The organism is Tropicimonas aquimaris (assembly GCF_042676185.1).
In the GTDB taxonomy this organism is placed as follows: domain Bacteria; phylum Pseudomonadota; class Alphaproteobacteria; order Rhodobacterales; family Rhodobacteraceae; genus Tropicimonas; species Tropicimonas aquimaris.
Genome location: NZ_JBHTJT010000012.1, coordinates 91,510 through 109,702, shown reverse-complemented (window position 1 = coordinate 109,702; position 18,193 = coordinate 91,510). Strand labels below are relative to the sequence as shown.

Below are 18,193 nucleotides of genomic sequence, written 5' to 3'. Positions count from 1 at the left end.
TTCCTTTCGAGGATAGTTGTTTCGGCGATCCTAGTCCGCCGAACGCAAAAGGAAATCGGATGCTGCCCCCGACGGCCAAATCCCGCCGATGCCGACGGCCGGAAAAGATCGGCGGCCGGGACAAAGCCCACGGCCGCCGTAAGTGAGAAAGGGTACCTGGATAGATCCCGAAAACGGCGGGTGTGCTGGGATGCGCCGTTCTCGAGACATTGGTGCAGCAAGCGGCCCACAGATCAAAGCACTTGCGCGCGGCGGCCCGGCAATCAGCCACTTCCCGCCGGAATCCGGTAGGGTTCGGCAGGTTCACGCCCATCCTTCACCGTCCTCGTCGCCGTCTTCGATGATCTCGAAGTTATCCAGCATGTTCGGGTAGCTACTCTGCACCTCCGCCAGGTCGACACGCAGCAGCGCCTCGTAGGACGCCGGATCGAACGGCTCCTCCGCCGGCACCACCTCGCGCCCGAACAGCCAGCTGAGCCGGCCCGCGTCGAGATTGCCGCGCTCGAAGGGCGCGTCGCCGAACTGCTCCAGCAAGGCCAGCAAAAAGCCCTCGTCCGCGCGCCGATCCGCCGGCCTGCGGTCCGCATGACGCTTGCGCGCCTGGAGCGGCGTGGCGCCGGACTTGTTCTCCCGGCGAATGGTGAACTGGTAATCGGTTCCGGCCAGGCGGCTCGGAAATCCTCTGTGCTTCAGCATGCGCTGCCCTTTCCGGCCGCCTCTTTCTCCGGACCCCACCTCATTGCCAGACACATCCAGTGTCGGCCAGCAGGTAGGCCCCTATGAACATCGTCGCTTCGGGATCGAACGTGCCCCGCTCGATGGCGCGGTCCATCAGGGTGATGTTCACCTGCTGCACCGCTCCCGCTTCCGCCGCTTCGGCGCGCCCCTGCGTCTCGCAGAGCGCATCGAGATCGGCGGAAATCTCGTCATAGCCGACCTCCCCGTCCTCCGCACCGATCCGGGGCGAGATGTAGCGCAAGGTCAGCCAGGTCTCGCCGTCGGACTGGACCTCGACGATCCGGTCATGGAAGCTGACGACCAACCCCGACGGCAGGGTCACCTCCTGCGCCGCGGCCGCCTGGCCTCCCAGCAGGATTGCAGCCGCCAGCGCTGCCCCGCGCAGATCCATCATCCGGCCCTCCCGGCACAGCGCAACCATCGCGCCCGGTTGCGGGGCTCCGCCAGCACGGCCTCGATCCGCGCCTCCAGCCCGGCCCGGTCGAACCTGCCCGCGGCCACCCGGCCTCCGGCCCGAACCTCGACGAAATCGCCGCGGTCGGTCACCTCGACCACCGGGGAGAAGCCCCGCTGCCCCTGAAGCGCGCGCCAGAGGTCCTGGCGGATCTGCGTCGCGAGCCGCTCCCGGCGCACCGGGGGGAACCGACCGGCCGCCACCACGTCGAACCGCAGCGGCACCTGGCGCGCCAGCACCAGGATCGCGCCATCGCGCAGCACATGCCAGCCGCCACGCCTCATCCGCATCTCCCGTGCAGGGCCACCCGTCCGTCAGGCAACATCTCGTGCGACACCTTCTTCTTGGCTCAAATACCCCGGGGGTCCGGGGGCAGCGCCCCCGGCCTCGGCCTCATCTCACAACGGGATGTTGTTGTGTTTCTTCCACGGCGTCTCGCGCCGCTTGTTGCGCAGGCTGGCAAAGGCACGGGCCACCCGTCGGCGGGTCGAGTGCGGCTGGATCACCTCATCGATGAAACCGCGCTCGGCGGCGACGAAAGGGTTGGCAAACCGCGACTCGTATTCCGCGGTGCGCGCCGCGATCTTCTCCGGGTCGCCCAGTTCGGAGCGATAGAGGATTTCGGTGGCGCCCTTTGCCCCCATCACCGCGATCTCGGCGGTCGGCCAGGCATAGTTGATGTCTCCCCGCAGGTGCTTCGAGCTCATCACGTCATAGGCCCCGCCATAGGCCTTGCGGGTAATCACCGTCACCTTCGGCACCGTCGCCTCGCCAAAGGCGAAGAGCAGCTTGGCGCCGTGCTTGATGACCCCGCCGTATTCCTGGCCCGTCCCCGGCAGGAAGCCCGGCACGTCGACAAAGGTCAGCAGCGGGATTTCGAAGGCGTCGCAGAAGCGCACGAAGCGCGCCGCCTTGCGCGAGCTGTCGATGTCGAGACAGCCGGCCAGCACCATCGGCTGGTTGGCCACGACGCCGGTGGTCTGCCCCTCGATCCGGATGAAGCCGGTGATGATGTTCTTCGCGTAATCCTCCTGGATCTCGTAGAAGTCGCCCTCGTCCGCGACCTTCAGGATCAGCTCCTTCATGTCGTAAGGGGTATGTGCGTTGTCCGGGATCAGCGTGTCGAGGCTCTCCTCCACGCGGGCGGGCGAGTCGAAGAACGGCCGCACCGGCGCCTTCTGGCGGTTGTTCGAGGGCAGGAAGTCGAACAGCCGCCGGATCTCGATCAGCGCCTCGACATCGTTCTCGAAGGCCCCGTCGGCGACCGACGACTTCCGGGTGTGGGTCGAGGCGCCTCCCAGCTCCTCCGCGGTCACGACCTCGTTGGTCACGGTCTTCACCACGTCAGGGCCGGTGACGAACATGTAGGAGGTGTCCTTCACCATGAAGATGAAATCGGTCATCGCCGGCGAATAGACCGCGCCGCCCGCGCAGGGCCCCATGATCACCGAGATCTGCGGCACCACGCCGGACGCCTCGATGTTGCGCTGGAACACCTCGGCGTATCCGGCGAGACTGTCCACGCCCTCCTGGATCCGCGCCCCGCCCGAGTCGTTCAGCCCGATCACCGGGGCGCCGTTCTGCACCGCCATGTCCATGATCTTGCAGATCTTCTGCGCATGGGTCGCCGAGAGCGAGCCGCCGAAGACGGTGAAGTCCTGGCTGAACACGTAGACCATGCGCCCGTTGATCGTGCCCCAGCCGGTGACCACCCCGTCACCGGCGGGCTTCTCGGCCTGCATGCCGAAATCGGTGCAGCGATGGGCCACGAACATGTCGAACTCCTCAAAGGAGCCTTCGTCGAGCAGCAGGTCGATGCGCTCACGCGCCGTCAGCTTGCCCTTCTGGTGCTGGTTGTCGATCCGGCGTTGCCCGCCACCCAGGCGCGCAGAGGCACGGCGGGTTTCCAGCTCTTCGAGAATGTCCTTCATGTCTCCGTCCCCTTGATTTGCTGGTCCAATGCCTATCAAAACGGGAGGCCATTCAGGAAGCGCCATTTTGAAAATTTGCAAAGTATTGGCAGATCAATGAGAGCAAAATGCAAATCCGGAAAATCATTGGCGCGGGGCGATTTTCCCTTGCCCCGATAGACTTCGCGCCGGTGAGCAGATAAGGCCCGAGCATGTTTACACCGCCCACGGTCCGCATTCTGGACCGAACCACGCCGCCACATATCGTCACACTCGTCTTCCTCGCCGGATTGTCGGCGATGAACATGAGTATCTTCCTGCCGTCCCTGCCCGCGATGACCGAGCATTTCGGCACCGATTACGCGATCATGCAGCTGTCGGTTTCCCTGTATCTGGCCACAACTGCCGTCATGCAGCTGCTGATCGGACCGATCTCGGACCGCTACGGACGCCGCCCGGTGGTGGGCATTTCGATCTCGGTCTTCCTGATCGCCACGCTGGGCTGCCTGCTCGCGCCGAACGTGACCGTCTTCCTCGCCTTCCGGATGCTGCAGGCCGTCGTCGCGGTCGGCATGGTGCTGTCGCGCGCGGTAGTGCGGGACGTCTACCCGCAGGACCAGGCCGCCTCCCGCATCGGCTATGTCACAATGGGCATGTCGCTGGTGCCAATGTTCGCCCCGATGATCGGCGGCACGCTGGAGCAGCTCTTCGGCTGGCAGGCGATCTTTGTCTTCCTGATGCTTGCGGGCGGGCTGATCGGCTGGCTCGCATGGGCCGACATGGGCGAGACCGCCACCAATACCGGCACCAGCTTCGCCAGGCAGGTGCGCGACTATCCCGAACTCCTCGCCTCGCAGCGTTTCTGGGGCTACGCTTTGGCGACCGCCTTCGCCTCCGGAGCCTTCTTCGGCTTCCTCGGTGGCGCGCCCTACGTGGCGGACGAAGTCTTCGGCCTTTCGCCCTTCTGGACCGGGGTCTGCTTCGGCGCGCCCGCCGTCGGCTACACGCTGGGCAATTTCATCTCCGGCCGGTTTTCCGCGCATTACGGTATCAACCGGCTGATCCTCTGGGGCACCCTGGCAACCACCACCGGCATGGGGCTGTCGCTGCTGCTGGGGTTTGCAGGACTGCACGAGCCGATCATCTTCTTCAGCCTCGTCACCACCCTCGGGCTGGGCAATGGCATGGTCATTCCCAACGGCACCGCCGGGATGCTCTCCGTCCGGCCGCAACTCGCCGGCACGGCCAGCGGGCTCGGCGGGTTCATCCAGATCGGTGGTGGCGCCGCGCTCTCGGTGATGGCCGGGCATGTGCTCGAAGGCGCCACGACGCCGATGCCGCTGCAATGGCTGATGGCCGGCTCCTCGCTCGTGTCGCTCCTCTGCATCCTCTACGTGCGCCGACGGGAGCGGATTTTGCAGCTTGCCAGCTGATCTTTGCAAAGATTAGATCGGCTCATTCGAGAATTTGCAAAGAGCCCCCATGGTACAGAAGAAGCTCTACGCCGGCGCCAAGCTGAACGAGATCCGGTCCAAGCTGGGACTGACGCAGAAGGTCTTTGCCGCCAAGCTGGGCGTCTCGCTGCCCTATCTGAACCAGATGGAGAACAACCACCGGCCGATCTCGACATCGGTGGTGCTGGCCCTGGCGCAGGAATTCGGGCTCGACGTGACCGAACTCAGCTCGGGCGACACAGAGCGGCTGGTCGGCGACATGCGAGAGGCGCTGGCCGACCCGATCTTCTCCGGCACGCCGCCATTGGCAGACCTGCGCCTCGTCGCCTCCAACGCCCCCGCCCTGACCCGCGCCTTCCTGGAGCTGCACAGCGCCTATCGCCGGACCCAGGAACGGCTGATCTCCCTTGACGCCGCCCTCGGGCAGGACAGTGCCCGCATGGCCCGCACGCCTTGGGAGGAAGTACGGGACTTTTTTCACTACATCGACAATTACATCGACGCGGTAGACCGCGCCGCCGAGCATTTCGCCGGGGACGACCCGATGGCGGCCGCCCGTGCCGTGTTCGACGAGCGAGGCATCGGTATCCGTGTCGGCGAGGCGGCGAGCCTGCGCGCATATGACGCCGATGCACGGGTCCTGAACCTCTCCGCCCGCGCCAGCCCCGCGACGCAGAACTTTCAGCTTCTGCACCAGGTCGCGCTGCTGACCCAGAACGACCTGCTGGAGGCGACGCTGGACCTCGCCCGATTCCAGACCGAGGAGGCGCGCGCCATCGCCAAGATCGGCATGGCCAACTACTTCGCCGGCGCGGCGCTGCTGCCCTATGGCCGGTTCCGAGCCGCCGCCCGCGAGACGCGGCACGACCTGGAGCGGCTGGCGCTGCGCTTCGGGGCCTCGATCGAGCAGGTGGCGCACCGGCTCTCGACGCTCCAGCGCGGCGGCGACAAGGGCGTGCCGTTCTTCTTTGTGCGGGTGGACCAGGCGGGAACGATCACCAAACGGCATTCGGCCGCGCGGATGCAGTTCGCCCGCTTCGGCGGCGCCTGCCCGCTGTGGAACGTGCACCGCGCCTTCGAGACGCCGGGCCACTTCCTGCGCCAACTTGCCGAGACCCCGGATGGCGAGCGCTATATACTGCTGGCGCGCGACGTCTCGAAATCCGGCGGCGCCTGGGGCGAGCCCGACCGGCGCTTCGCCATCGCGCTCGGCTGCGACGTCGGCTTCGCGCGGGAACTCGTCTATGCCGACGGGCTCGACACCGGAAATCCGTCCGCCTTCGAACCCATCGGAACGTCGTGCCGAATCTGTGAAAGGCGCAACTGCCACCAGCGATCGCTTCCGCCGCTGGAGCACAGCCTTCGTGTCACGCCCGACCGGCGCGGCACCCTGCCTTACGAGATTGGCGAATAGGGCGGCTTACCGCCCGGGCCGGCTCACGCCTCCGCCAGCCTTCGGTTGATTTCGTCCTTCAGAAACGCCCGGCGCTTCTTCAACTGGTGCTCCGCCAGCTCTTCCATCGGCTTCACATAGGTGTCGGCTTCGTGGACGCGCTGGTTGAGCTTCATGTATTCCGCGGCCATCTCGGCGAACTCGGGATCCTCGCTCACGAGTTTGCCGATCAGCGCGATCTGCGACGGAAATTCCTCCGAAAGCTCATGGGGGACGTGGGACATGGCGTCTCTCCTCTCTTTTTATGCGATCAATTTTTGACGCCGCGACTCGGACGGCGTCGTTGACCTGCGTCAAACGCTGACGAATTCGCCGGATGTGACTGGGAGCCACCGTTACAGGCGGACGCTCTTCATCCTAGACTTGCCGCACCATGGAGACCGCCGTCACATTCATCACTCTGGGCGCGCTGTTTCTCGCGGGCCTGCTCGCCGATCAGATCGGGCGGCGCACGCGGCTGCCCCGGGTCAGCCTTCTGCTCGGCTGCGGTCTCCTCGTCGGGAGCGGAGGGCTGGACCTGTTGCCGGACGACGTAAAGGCGCTCTATGAGCCCCTCTCCATTATCGCGCTCACGATGGTGGCCTTCCTGCTCGGCGGCGCGTTGACTCTCGGAAACATACGGGAGCACGGCACCGTCATCATCGCGATCTCCCTGACGGTCGTGGTGGCGACGCTGGCCGTGGTCGGCACCGGCCTCTGGCTGATCGGCGTCCCGCCCGGTCTCGCCTTCGTTCTGGCGTCCGTGGCAACCGCCACAGACCCCGCCGCGACCAACGACGCGCTCGACCAGGCCGGGGAGACGGGCGGCTTTGCCGACACCCTGCGCGGCATCGTGGCGATCGACGACGCCTGGGGCCTGATTGCCTTCAGCCTCGTGATGGTGGCGGTCGCGCAGGGAAGCGGCACCAACGAAACGGGTATGGTCCTGGGCGCGATCCGCGAGATCGCGGGCTCCGTAGCGCTCGGCGCAGCCGTCGGTCTGCCCGCCGCGGCGCTGACAGGCCGGCTCAGGCCGGGCGAGCCCTCGCAATCCGAGGCGCTGGCCATCGTTTTCCTGACCGCAGGGATCGCGATCCGCTTCGATCTGTCCTACCTGATCGCCGGCATGACCGCGGGGACGATCATCGTGAACGTCGCCCGGCACCACGAGCGCGCCTTCCACGAGATCGAGGGCTTCGAATGGCCGTTCCTCGTGCTGTTCTTCATCCTCGCCGGCGCCACCCTGGATCTTGGTGCGCTCTGGCAGATCGGGACGCTCGGGCTGGCCTACATCGCCCTGCGGGTTGCGGCACGGCTGGCCGGCGGCTGGGTCGGGGCGTGGCTGGCCGGCGCCCCGAGGGAACAGCGCCTGTTGATTGGGCTTTCCTTGCTACCGCAGGCGGGCGTGGCGGTCGGCATGGCGCTGGTCGCTGCCGAGGCCTTCCCGGAATGGGGCGAGACCCTCACTGTCCTGGCCGTCGGCACGACTGTCGTCTTCGAACTCGCAGGACCGCCGGCAACGCTCTGGGCCGCGCGCCGCGCCAGTGCGCGCGAGGGCTCAACCGACGCGTGACCTTCCGCCCCAGCCCACCTCAACGGCTGCCCTTGCGTCTGCTGCGCCCTTCCCCTATCCCCGCTCGCGGACAATACAAAGGGATAGGCGGGCACCATGCCGCTTCTGGTGATGAAATTCGGCGGCACCTCGGTCGCCACACTGGACCGGATCCGGCGCGCGGCGAAGCGTGTCGGCCGCGAGGTCGCGAATGGATACGACGTCATCGTGATCGTCTCGGCCATGGCCGGCAAGACCAACGAGCTCGTGGGCTGGGTCGAGGAGACCTCGCCGCTGTTCGACGCGCGCGAATACGACGCCGTCGTCAGCTCGGGCGAGAACGTGACCGCCGGCCTGATGGCCCTGACGCTCCAGGAAATGGACATCCCCGCCCGCTCCTGGCAGGGCTGGCAGGTGCCGCTCAAGACGACGAGCGCCCACGCCTCCGCCCGTATCGAATCGATCCCGACCGACAACATGAACGCCAAGTTCGCCGAAGGCATGAAGGTCGCGGTGGTCGCCGGCTTCCAGGGCATCTCGCCAGAGGGGCGGATCACAACGCTCGGCCGCGGCGGCTCCGACACCACCGCCGTCGCCTTCGCCGCCGCTTTCGGCGCGGAGCGCTGCGACATCTACACCGACGTGGACGGCGTCTACACGACCGACCCGCGGATCACGTCCAAGGCCCGCAAGCTCGACAAGATCGCCTTCGAGGAGATGCTGGAGCTTGCCAGCCTCGGCGCCAAGGTTCTGCAGACCCGGTCGGTGGAACTGGCAATGCGCTACAAGGTGCCGCTCCGCGTTCTGTCGAGCTTTGAAGAATACGACCCCACTGCAGGCACGCTGGTCTGCGACGAGGAGGAAATCATGGAAAGCAATGTCGTCTCGGGCGTGGCCTACAGCCGCGACGAAGCCAAGATCACGCTCATGTCGGTCGCGGACCGGCCCGGGGTGGCGGCCGCGATCTTCGGGGCCCTCTCGGAAGCCGGGGTCAACGTGGACATGATCATCCAGAACATCTCGGAGGAGGGGCGCACCGACATGACCTTCTCCTGCCCGACCAACCAGGTGACCCGCGCCGACCGCGCGGTCCAGGAAGCCCGCGAGAAGGGCCTGATCAACTTCCACGGGCTGGAAGTGGACAGCGATGTGTGCAAGGTTTCGGTCGTCGGCATCGGGATGCGCAGCCATACCGGCGTTGCAGCGCAAATGTTCGAGGCACTTTCCTCGGAAGGTATTAATATCAAGGTCATTACAACATCGGAGATCAAGATCTCCGTCCTGATCGACCGGAAATATCTGGAACTGGCGGTTCAGGCGCTCCATGATGCCTTCGGGTTGGAGAAAGCGGGCTAACGCCGCCCCGCCACCCGCAGGGGATAGGGACTGGTGAGCGACAGGCAGACTTCAAGCAGACGGCTGCTGGGCCGGCTGAAGCAGGCTCTTGCGGAGCCGGCCGAGGGTCAGGAACGTCTCGACCGCATCACCCGGCTGATCGCGGAGGAGATGCACACTCCGGTCTGCTCGATCTACCTGTTCCGGGACGAGGAAACGCTGGAGCTCTGCGCGACCGAGGGCCTGAAGGCCGAGGCCGTGCACAAGACCCGGATGCGGATGGGCGAGGGCCTAGTCGGCCGCGTCGCGGCCTCGACCAAGCCGATCAACACCGGCAATGCGCCCTCCGAGGCAGGCTTCCGCTACATGCCGGAGACCGGCGAGGAGATCTATTCGGCCTTCCTCGGCGTTCCGATCCAGCGACTGGGCGAAAAGCTCGGCGTGCTCGTCGTCCAGTCCAAGGAACAGAAGGCCTATGTCGACGACGAGGTATATGCGCTCGAGGTCGTGGCCATGGTGCTGGCCGAAATGACCGAGCTCGGAGCCTTCATCGGCGAAGGCGCGGCCATGGCGGCGCCGCACCAGCACCCGGTGATGGTGCGCGGCAACGTCGGCCAGGAGGGCGCGGCGATGGGGCAGGTCTTTCTGCACGAGCCGCGCGTCGTGGTGACCAACCCTTTCGCAGACGATGCGGAGGCCGAACTCAGCCGCCTCCAGCAGGCCGTCGACAAGCTGCGGATCTCGGTCGACGAGATGCTGACCGGCGCTGACGACGCCGACAAGGACCAGCGCGACGTTCTGGAAGCCTATCGCATGTTCGCGAATTCCAAGGGCTGGATGCGACGCATGGAGGCCGACATCAATCGCGGCCTGTCGGCCGAGGCCGCCGTCGAGAAGGAGCAGACCGCAGCGCGCGTCCGGATGCAGCAGGTCCCGGACCCCTATCTTCGGGAACGGCTGCACGACCTCGACGACCTCAGCAACCGGCTCCTGCGCCTGCTGACCGGCCAGGGGACCGACAGTGGCGTCGAGATGCCGGAGGATCCGGTGCTGGTGGCACGCAACATCGGCCCCGGCGAGCTTCTGGCCTATGGTCGCGGGCTCAAGGCGATCGTGCTGGAGGAAGGCTCGGTCGGCAGCCACGCCGCCATCGTCGCGCGGGCCCTTGCGATCCCGCTGGTCATCAACGCCGACCGGATCACCACCGAGGCGCTTAACGGCGATCGGGTGCTGGTCGATGGCGATCAGGGCATCGTCCATCTGCGCCCGGAGGAATCCGTCACCGCCGCATTCCGCGACAAGATGGCGATGATGACCAAGGCGCAGGAACGCTACGCCTCGATCCGCCGTGTTCCGGCCACCACCGTCTACGGTCCGACGATCCGGCTCGACATGAACGCGGGCCTCATGGCCGATCTCCCCTCGCTGCGCTCGTCCGGCGCCGAGGGCGTGGGCCTGTTCCGCACCGAGCTGCAGTTCCTCGTGCGCAGCAAACTGCCGAGCCGGGGCGAGCTGGCCGCGCTCTACAGCCGCGTGCTGGATGCCGCCGAGGGCAAGCGCGTGGTGTTCCGCACCCTCGACATTGGCTCGGACAAGGTGCTGCCCTACATGAAGCCGCAGGACGAACCCAACCCCGCGCTCGGCTGGCGCGCGATCCGGGTCGGGCTCGACAAGCCCGGGGTCATGCGGATGCAGCTGCAGGCGATGATCCGGGGTGCCGCGGGCCGGCCGCTGACCATCATGTTTCCCTTCGTGGCGCAGTTCGAGGAATTCCTCGCAGCCCGCCGCGCGCTGCTTGCCGAGATGGAACGGGAGGAAAGGCTCGGCCATGTCCTGCCCCAGAAGCTCGAGATCGGCGCCATGCTGGAGACCCCGAGCCTCGCCTTCGCACCGAAGCATTTCTTCGAGGAGGCCGACTTCATCTCGGTCGGCGGCAACGATCTCAAACAGTTCTTCTTTGCAGCAGACCGCGAGAACGAACGGGTCCGCCGCCGCTACGACACGCTCAACGTCTCCTTCCTGACCTTTCTGGAATGGATCGTCATGCGGTGCCGCGAGACCAAGACACCGCTGAGCTTCTGCGGCGAGGATGCCGGACGGCCGGTGGAGGCATTGTGCTTTGCCGCCATGGGGTTCCGGGCGCTGTCGATGCGGCCGGCCTCAATCGGGCCTGTCAAGCATCTGCTGCGCCGGTCCAACCTGGCGGAGGTGCGCGAGATCATCGACGAGGCGCGCGCCACCGGCATGCAATCGGTGCGGCCCGCCGTGATGGACTGGCTTCGCCAGCAGGGCTGAGCACGAAATCCGGCCCCGCCCGCGGCGCGACGCATCAAACCTGTCCAAAAAGGTAGTATTTCAGCCCGCCCAGCGAGGTTGAGATCGAACGCATCCCGCTCTAGGTTTCGGTCAGGAGCAGGATGCGCCAGATCGTCCAAACATCGGGCGTCGGTCCCTCATCCCCAGCCTGGTCCGGAATAACACGAGCACCGCGTCCGAATGCCTTTTCGGATGTAAGTACGGATACAGGCCGAAAGGACCCGGGCGCGCATCCCGGGCATTAAATTGCAATGACCAACATTCTTGAGATCGAAATACCGAGGAGCCGCAGCGAGACGGCGCGCCAGGTTCTGGAGCGCATCGCCTGGCGCGGCTATATCCCGCCCGAAGCGGGCGAGGACAGCACCGTCTGCTGGCACCTGCCCGCCGACCAGATCGACCTCATCCGCTCGGTCCTGCGCCGCAACCGCCGTCTCGCGGGAGAATCCCCGGTGCAGTGGGGCTCGATCGATCGGGTCTGCGAGACCATCGAGGCCGAATCCCGCCGCACCGGCACCCGTCCGCACTACGGTTACGACAACTTGAAACCCTGATGCGCCGGCGGCGTGTTGGCGCCGGCGACCCGCAGCACCTTACCGCTGATGCCGTCCCAGTCGCCGATGCCAAGCACCCTGTCCGGATTGGTCGGCGGGGGCATCTCCACGCCGTCGAGCCGGGTGAAACCGAACCGCCCATAGTAAGGCGCGTCTCCCACCAGCATCAGCCGCTCCCAGCCGATATGGTGCGCGCGGTCGATCACTTCGCGGATCAGCATGCCGCCGAGCCCTTCGCCCTGGTGCGTCGGGTGCACCGCGACCGGCCCGATCAGCGCCACCGGACGCCCCGCGACGCGCACCGGCCAGACCCGGATCGCACCGGCCAGGATACCGTTCTCGCGCGCCAGCAGGCAAAGCTGTGAGACCGGGGCGACACCGTCGCGCAGGCGATAGGAGGAGAGGGCCTCCCGTCCCGGAGCGAAGCAAAGGTCGAAGAGCGCTTCGACCTCCCACCAGTCCGCCGCCTGCTCCTGTGTAAGGTTCACCTCTTGCACAGTCCTGCCCATCATTCATGCTGGAAACGGTACCGGTGCAGCGTTAGACCAGTCGCAGAGGAGACTCCAGACATGTTCTACCGCCCAAAGGACGGCCACGGCCTGCCGCACAACCCTTTCAGTGCCATCGTTTCGCCGCGCCCGATCGCATGGATCTCGACGCGCGGGGCGGACGGGTCGGAAAACCTCGCGCCCTATTCCTTCTTCAATGCCGTGGCCTATTCGCCGCCGCAGGTGATGTTCGCAACAACTGGCAAGAAACACGACCGGGAGGGCACCAAGGACACGCTGTCCAACATCCGCGACACCGGCGTCTTTGCGGTGAACATCGTGGAATACGCGCAGCGCGAGGTGATGAACCTCACCTCCGGCCCCTGGGACAAGGACGTCGACGAAGCCGAGATGGCCGGCATCGAGCGCGCGGAGTGCGAGACCATCCCCTGCTCCCGCGTCGCCAATGCACCCGCCACGCTGGAATGCCGTCTGACCCAGATCGTCGAGCTTGGCGGAAGCAACAACCTCGCCGCCTTCGGCGAGGTGACCGGCATTCACCTGCGCGACGATTGCCTGCGAGACGGCATCTTCGACGTGACGCGCTACCAGCCCCTCGCCCGCCTCGGGTATCGCGACTTCACCCACGTCGCCGAAGTTTTCACGATGAAGCGCCCGGGCGAGTGACGCCCGTCGGTCAGGTCCGCGCCAGAGATACCGGGCGGTTGGCCCGCATCACACTGTAGCGCACTTTCGGGCTGAGCACGATCAGCAGAATGCCGATGGAGAACAGGCACCAGACGGCCGGCATTTCGCGCGGGTCGCTGGTGGTGAGCATGGCCAGCACCGGACCGGCCAGCGCGTGCAGCAACACGAAGCGCCATGCGCCGTAGAGCAGCGGAAACAGGAAGACCGCCACGAGATAGGCCGGGAACTGGACCTCGAACCCGGGAATGAACGCCAGCGGCTGGACCTGTGCGGTCAGCGGCAGCTCCCACCCGATATGCCACTCGCCCGAAACCAGGCAGAGGCGCGTGCCGCACATGACGTCGACACCCGGCCTGCAGCCTCCGAGCGCCTCCCAGGGCAGCAGCCGGCCAAGCATCAGGAGCGTTGCCCCCCCTGCAGCGACAAAGATCCACCGCCGCAGACGGGGCGGAACAGGCTGCGGTGCGATCTGCATCGCGAAGGCGTTCAGCACCAGTGGCTGGAAGGCGATATGCATGTAGGAGAGGAGCGTCAGCCCCCGGTTCGTTGGCAGCCCGCATTGATCCACGACCGTGTAGCCGGTGGCCTGAAGGGCTTCCATCACCGTGAAATAGGCCAGCGTGCCCCAGATCGCGAGAGGCTCGTTGCGGCTCCAGGCCAGGGTCGCGGCGGCACTGCCAACCACGACCATGGCCACCGACGCCGACGCGTTCCAGCACATCGCGGGCCTCCGGGGTCTTCCTGCCGGACCAGCCTAGCCCCGGAATGCCCCCACCGTGAAGGGGGCAGGAGCCCAAGGGCTCCCGCGGGCCACCTCAGTGGCCGGCGTGCAGCACGCCGGTCCGAACCTGGTAGTTGGCGGCGATCGCGTAATCCGGGTCGTCGTCGGAATCGACCATGAGCTGGCCGGCCTTCTTCAGCAGCTGGTGGCAATCGTGGCTCAGGTGGCGCAGCTCCAGCTTCTTTCCGGCATTCTCGTATTTCGTCGCCAGCGCTTCGATGGCGGTGAGCGCGGACTGGTCGGCCACCCGGCTCTCGGCGAAGTCCACCACGACGCGGCCCGGATCGTTCGCCGGGTCGAAGATCTCTCCGAATCCCTCGACGGAGCCGAAGAACAGTGGCCCCTGGACCTGATAGACCTTGGCGCCCTCCGGCGTGACGTAGCTTTTCGCGTGGATGCGGGAAGCGTTCTGCCAGGCATAGGCGAGCGCCGAGACGATCACGCCAACGACAACGGCAGTCGCGAGGTCGGTCGCCACCGTCACCACGGTGACGAGCACGATCACCACCGCATCAGTGCGGGGCACCTTGCGCATGATGGTCAGAGACTTCCAGGCAAAAGTGCCGATGACCACCATGAACATCACCCCTACGAGCGCGGCCAACGGGATCTGCTCGATCAGCGGCGCGGCAAACAGGATGAATGACAGCAGGAACAGCGCTGCCGACACGCCGGAGAGCCGGGTGCGGCCGCCGGACTTCACGTTGATCATCGACTGGCCGATCATCGCGCAGCCGCCCATGCCGCCGAAGAACCCGGTCACCGTGTTGGCAAGGCCCTGCGCCACGCATTCCTGGCTGGCGCCGCCGCGCTCGTGTACGATCTCGCTGACGAGGTTCAGCGTCAGCAGGCTTTCCAGCAGGCCGATGGCGGCGAGGATCAGCGCATAGGGCAGGATGATCTGCAGGGTTTCCCAGGTGAACGGCACCATGGGAATGTGGAACTGCGGCAGGCCACCCTCGATCGAGGCCATGTCGCCAACCCGAGGTACGTCGATGCCGAAGGCGATGACGATGCCCGCCACAATGGCAATGCCCGCCAGCGGCGCCGGAAAGGCGTTGGTGAGCTTCGGCATGGCCCAGATGATGGCCATCGTCAGCGCGACCAGGGCGAGCATGACCACAAGCGGCCAGCCGGTCAGCCACTCGCCGCCCGACATGCCGTGCCCCGATGCCTCGGCCGTGCCCGGCACCTGGAACTGGCTGAGCTGCGCGAGGAAGATGACGATGGCGAGCCCGTTGACGAAGCCGAGCATCACCGGATGCGGGACCAGCCGCATGAACTTGCCCAGCCGGAAGATGCCGGCGAGGATCTGGATGATCCCCATCAGCACGACGGCCGCGAACAGGTACTCGACCCCATGCTCGGCCACCAGGCTGACCATGACCACCGCAAGAGCGCCCGTGGCGCCCGAGATCATGCCCGGACGGCCGCCGATCAGCGCGGTGATAAGTCCGACGATGAAGGCCGCGTAGAGACCGACCAGCGGATGCACCCCGGCGACGAAGGCAAAGGCGACCGCTTCCGGCACCAGCGCGAGCGCCACGGTCAGACCCGACAGGATCTCGGTGCGCAGATGGGTGGATCCGTCCCGTTCTCCGGCGGAGAACTGCGCAAGGTAGTTGCTGTCAGCCAGGGCTGCCATAATGGTTCGGGTCAAGAGGTGCCTCTTTCAAAAAACATCGGGCGGACCAGGAAGGCCCGCCAGCTTGGCGCGACCGGCAATCCGGTCGGCGGGGCATCGCCCGTCTCGGCAGCGCCAATGGCGCGCGGGGGCAACGCGGTTCGGTGCTGGCGTTACCAGAGACCTGCGACTTTCAGAAGCAACCCTAACGGGAGGCCGCTATGCAAAAATTGCATACCAGATTTCCCTTCCGGTGTCACGGCTGACGCTCGTTGTGGCGATTCACAAAGAGATACAACAAGATGATCCAGTTCGTCAGGAAGTCCGCGGCGATGCCTCCGACCGAGACGAAAAGCACCCACAGCGCCGGCTCTCCGGCCACGACGAGAAGCCAGGCCCCGACCGCCCGCAGCGCAAGGGAGACCGCCACGATCAACAGCGCGTCGGACGCCCCCTGCCCGCTGCCGGACCAGATCGAGGGGATTCGGTCAGTCAGGTCCGGTGCGAAACGCAGCACCACGAGGATTCCGAGCGCCAGACCAAGCAGCAGAATGGAAACGCCCTGCTGCACGACCTCGGGCGAGGGCGCGAACAGGACCAACGGCGCGAGAATACCGCCGACACCCCAGCCGACCGACACGTCCACCGGAAGGACCTCGCGGCGGAAGAGCAGGATGTTGCGCATCAGGAAGACAAACAGCGCCGTCGCGACGGCGATATTCAGGGGCTCGACCGGCTGGCCGAAAGCCAGGACGTCGCGCCCGTTGAAGGCAGCGAAAACTGCGAGCAGCGCGAGGCAGGGGGCAATCCCTGCGAGGTCGGGCCGCGGAACAAGAACGATTGTACGAAATACCCACATGCGGCGGAGGTTGCCCCTGCAATCGGGCGAAAGTGCGGAGATTTCAGGAGCTTTCCACGCCCGGATTGCTGTCATAGGCTCCGCCCCGGACATGGATGTTATCGGAGCGTTAAGATGGAGACTATGATCGGCGTGATCGGAGGCAGCGGGCTCTACGAGTTCGAAGGGCTCGAGGACGCGGCGTGGCAGAGCGTCGACACCCCGTGGGGCGCTCCGTCGGACGAGATCCTGACCGGCCGGGTCGGCGGCGTCGCAATGGCCTTTCTGCCGAGACACGGCCGCGGCCATGTCCATTCGCCCTCGTCCGTCCCCTACCGGGCCAATGTCGACGCACTGAAACGGCTCGGCGTGACCGACGTAATCTCGGTCTCCGCCTGCGGCTCGTTTCGCGAGGAGATGGCGCCGGGCGATTTCGTGATGGTCGACCAGTTCGTCGACCGGACTTTCGCCCGCGAGAAGAGCTTCTTCGGCCCGGGTTGCGTGGCGCATGTGAGCGCCGCCCACCCCACCTGCCCCCGCCTCGGCGCGGCCTGTTTCGAGGCGGCGCAGGCGCAGGGGATCACCGTCCACCAGGGCGGCACCTACCTGGCGATGGAGGGGCCGCAGTTCTCGACGCTCGCCGAGTCGCGGATCTACCGCGAGCAATGGGGTTGCGATGTCATCGGCATGACCAACATGCCGGAGGCCAAGCTCGCCCGGGAGGCGGAGCTCTGCTACGCCTCCGTGGCCATGGTGACGGATTACGATTCCTGGCACCCCGACCACGGCGAAGTGGACGTGACACAGATCATCAAGACATTGATGGGCAATGCCGAGAAGGCGCGCGGCATGGTGGCCCGTCTGCCGGCCCTGTTGGGCGCCGAACGCCTGCCCTGCCCGCATGGCTGCGACCGGGCGCTGGAATACGCGATCATGACCGCGCCGGAGAAACGCGATCCGGCCCTCGTGGCGCGGCTCGATGCGGTGGCCGGGCGGATCCTCTGAGGCACCCCGTTCTGAGCGCAAGGATGACGCCGGGGGCTCCCGCCCGTCGTCACGGCATCCGGGGATGCCACTCCTCCAGTTGGGCCGGGCCGCGGGCAAGGCCCGCGGCGCGTCAGGGCCCGGCAGGTGCGAGCCTGCCGCCCTGGCGTATCATCTCGACGCGGGTGGCCTTGCCGGTGGCATCGTCGGTCTCGACATAGAGCCCGCTGACCGTCGCCTCCCCAAGCGCCGGCGTGAACCGCGCTTTGGGCATGCCGGTCACGAAGCGGCGCATCGGCTCGGTCTTTTCCATCCCGATCACACTGTTGTAGTCGCCGCACATGCCGGCATCGCTCTGGAAGGCGGTGCCACCCGGCAGGATCTGGGCGTCGCTGGTGGGCACATGGGTATGGGTGCCGACGACAACGCTCGCCCGGCCATCACAGAAATGACCGACCCCCATCTTCTCGCTCGTGGCCTCGCAATGGATATCGATCAGGCTGGCCGCCACCTGGCCACCACGCGGATGCGAACGGAGCACCTGGTCGAGGGCGGAAAACGGATCGGCGAAGGGCCGTTTCATGAAGACCTGTCCGAGGACCTGCGCCACAAGCACCCGGCGCCCGCTGGCCGTGCGGAACACCGCCGCGCCGCGTCCGGGAGCGTCCTTGGCGAAGTTCATCGGCCGCAGGATCCGCGGCTCCGTCTCGATGAACTGGAGCATGTCCTTCTGGTCGAAGGCATGATCGCCCAACGTCACACAATCTGCGCCGGCGTCCAGCAGCGCCTTGGCGTGGGCGCCGGACAGGCCCATGCCCGAGGTCGCGTTCTCGCCGTTCACCACGACGAAATCCAGTTTCCAGTCGAGGCGCATCCGGGGCAGGCGTTCCGCGACCGCGCTGCGCCCGGACCGCCCCATCACATCGCCGAGAAAGAGTATCCGCATGCGTCTTCCCTAGGCCTCCGGGCGGGGCTTCACAAGGGCATGCGCGATACGCCCGACCTCCGCTTGCCCGCGCGCCGAA

19 protein-coding genes are annotated in these 18,193 nt (G+C 66.4%); 8 read left to right on the top strand and 11 right to left on the bottom strand.

Annotation, left to right across the window (positions count from 1 at the left end; translation table 11 throughout):
- Positions 1–303 precede the first annotated feature (303 nt).
- The 5 genes from ACFQ2S_RS10935 to ACFQ2S_RS10915 form a co-directional block, all read right to left on the bottom strand.
- A complete protein-coding gene (locus ACFQ2S_RS10935) occupies positions 304–696 on the bottom strand; it encodes a hypothetical protein (protein ID WP_386074491.1) in 393 nt (130 codons plus the stop codon).
- A gap of 40 nt (positions 697–736) precedes the next feature.
- Positions 737–1,132 (bottom strand): DUF6497 family protein, encoded by a 396-nt coding sequence (locus ACFQ2S_RS10930; RefSeq protein WP_386074490.1) that lies wholly within the window; start codon positions 1,130–1,132, stop codon positions 737–739.
- On the bottom strand, positions 1,129–1,476 hold the full coding sequence (locus ACFQ2S_RS10925; protein ID WP_386074489.1) for a hypothetical protein: 348 nt from the start codon (positions 1,474–1,476) through the stop codon (positions 1,129–1,131). Before ACFQ2S_RS10925 ends, ACFQ2S_RS10930 begins: the two co-directional genes overlap by 4 nt.
- A 114-nt stretch (positions 1,477–1,590) precedes the next feature.
- Positions 1,591–3,123: an acyl-CoA carboxylase subunit beta gene (locus tag ACFQ2S_RS10920; RefSeq protein ID WP_089234433.1), complete on the bottom strand. Its 1,533-nt coding sequence runs from the start codon at positions 3,121–3,123 to the stop codon at positions 1,591–1,593.
- 52 nt (positions 3,124–3,175) lie between these two features.
- Positions 3,176–3,409: a hypothetical protein gene (locus ACFQ2S_RS10915; protein WP_386074488.1), complete on the bottom strand. Its 234-nt coding sequence runs from the start codon at positions 3,407–3,409 to the stop codon at positions 3,176–3,178.
- Here ACFQ2S_RS10915 and ACFQ2S_RS10910 point away from each other — a divergent pair.
- The gene (locus ACFQ2S_RS10910) at positions 3,402–4,535 is read left to right on the top strand and encodes a multidrug effflux MFS transporter (RefSeq protein ID WP_386074487.1); all 1,134 of its coding nucleotides are present in this window, start codon (positions 3,402–3,404) and stop codon (positions 4,533–4,535) included. The genes ACFQ2S_RS10915 and ACFQ2S_RS10910 overlap by 8 nt on opposite strands.
- A 49-nt stretch (positions 4,536–4,584) precedes the next feature.
- A complete protein-coding gene (locus tag ACFQ2S_RS10905) occupies positions 4,585–5,970 on the top strand; it encodes a helix-turn-helix domain-containing protein (RefSeq protein WP_386074486.1) in 1,386 nt (461 codons plus the stop codon).
- Between the two features lie 23 nt (positions 5,971–5,993).
- On the opposite strand, the gene ACFQ2S_RS10900 is transcribed toward ACFQ2S_RS10905, so the two are convergent.
- A complete protein-coding gene (locus ACFQ2S_RS10900; protein ID WP_089234436.1) occupies positions 5,994–6,233 on the bottom strand; it encodes a YdcH family protein in 240 nt (79 codons plus the stop codon).
- Positions 6,234–6,382: 149 nt separating this feature from the next.
- Here ACFQ2S_RS10900 and ACFQ2S_RS10895 point away from each other — a divergent pair, with 149 nt between their 5' ends.
- The 4 genes from ACFQ2S_RS10895 to ACFQ2S_RS10880 all read left to right on the top strand — a co-directional run bounded on the left by ACFQ2S_RS10895 (position 6,383) and on the right by ACFQ2S_RS10880 (position 11,745).
- Entirely contained in the window at positions 6,383–7,561 is a 1,179-nt protein-coding gene (locus ACFQ2S_RS10895; protein ID WP_386074485.1) for a cation:proton antiporter, read from the top strand.
- Positions 7,562–7,657: 96 nt separating this feature from the next.
- The gene (locus ACFQ2S_RS10890; RefSeq protein WP_386074484.1) at positions 7,658–8,896 is read left to right on the top strand and encodes an aspartate kinase; all 1,239 of its coding nucleotides are present in this window, start codon (positions 7,658–7,660) and stop codon (positions 8,894–8,896) included.
- A 30-nt stretch (positions 8,897–8,926) separates the two neighbouring features.
- The gene (gene ptsP / locus ACFQ2S_RS10885; RefSeq protein ID WP_386074594.1) at positions 8,927–11,170 is read left to right on the top strand and encodes a phosphoenolpyruvate--protein phosphotransferase; all 2,244 of its coding nucleotides are present in this window, start codon (positions 8,927–8,929) and stop codon (positions 11,168–11,170) included.
- 272 nt (positions 11,171–11,442) lie between these two features.
- A complete protein-coding gene (locus ACFQ2S_RS10880; RefSeq protein ID WP_386074483.1) occupies positions 11,443–11,745 on the top strand; it encodes a hypothetical protein in 303 nt (100 codons plus the stop codon).
- Here ACFQ2S_RS10880 and ACFQ2S_RS10875 read toward each other — a convergent pair.
- Positions 11,724–12,254 carry a GNAT family N-acetyltransferase gene (locus ACFQ2S_RS10875; protein WP_386074482.1) on the bottom strand — a complete coding sequence of 177 codons (531 nt, stop codon included), beginning with the start codon at positions 12,252–12,254 and terminating at the stop codon, positions 11,724–11,726. The two genes, ACFQ2S_RS10880 and ACFQ2S_RS10875, sit on opposite strands and share 22 nt — an antisense overlap.
- A 60-nt stretch (positions 12,255–12,314) precedes the next feature.
- Here ACFQ2S_RS10875 and ACFQ2S_RS10870 point away from each other — a divergent pair, with 60 nt between their 5' ends.
- Positions 12,315–12,920: a flavin reductase family protein gene (locus tag ACFQ2S_RS10870; RefSeq protein WP_386074481.1), complete on the top strand. Its 606-nt coding sequence runs from the start codon at positions 12,315–12,317 to the stop codon at positions 12,918–12,920.
- Between the two features lie 10 nt (positions 12,921–12,930).
- Here ACFQ2S_RS10870 and ACFQ2S_RS10865 read toward each other — a convergent pair whose 3' ends face one another.
- The 3 genes from ACFQ2S_RS10865 to ACFQ2S_RS10855 form a co-directional block, all read right to left on the bottom strand.
- Positions 12,931–13,662 carry a DUF5765 domain-containing protein gene (locus tag ACFQ2S_RS10865; RefSeq protein WP_386074480.1) on the bottom strand — a complete coding sequence of 244 codons (732 nt, stop codon included), beginning with the start codon at positions 13,660–13,662 and terminating at the stop codon, positions 12,931–12,933.
- 94 nt (positions 13,663–13,756) lie between these two features.
- Positions 13,757–15,367 carry a SulP family inorganic anion transporter gene (locus tag ACFQ2S_RS10860; protein ID WP_386074593.1) on the bottom strand — a complete coding sequence of 537 codons (1,611 nt, stop codon included), beginning with the start codon at positions 15,365–15,367 and terminating at the stop codon, positions 13,757–13,759.
- A gap of 235 nt (positions 15,368–15,602) precedes the next feature.
- Positions 15,603–16,205 carry a hypothetical protein gene (locus ACFQ2S_RS10855; RefSeq protein WP_386074479.1) on the bottom strand — a complete coding sequence of 201 codons (603 nt, stop codon included), beginning with the start codon at positions 16,203–16,205 and terminating at the stop codon, positions 15,603–15,605.
- 114 nt (positions 16,206–16,319) lie between these two features.
- Here ACFQ2S_RS10855 and ACFQ2S_RS10850 point away from each other — a divergent pair, with 114 nt between their 5' ends.
- Positions 16,320–17,189 (top strand): S-methyl-5'-thioadenosine phosphorylase, encoded by an 870-nt coding sequence (locus ACFQ2S_RS10850; protein WP_386074478.1) that lies wholly within the window; start codon positions 16,320–16,322, stop codon positions 17,187–17,189.
- A 112-nt stretch (positions 17,190–17,301) separates the two neighbouring features.
- Here ACFQ2S_RS10850 and ACFQ2S_RS10845 read toward each other — a convergent pair whose 3' ends face one another.
- Positions 17,302–18,114 (bottom strand): TIGR00282 family metallophosphoesterase, encoded by an 813-nt coding sequence (locus ACFQ2S_RS10845; RefSeq protein WP_386074477.1) that lies wholly within the window; start codon positions 18,112–18,114, stop codon positions 17,302–17,304.
- Between the last annotated feature and the right edge of the window lie 79 nt (positions 18,115–18,193).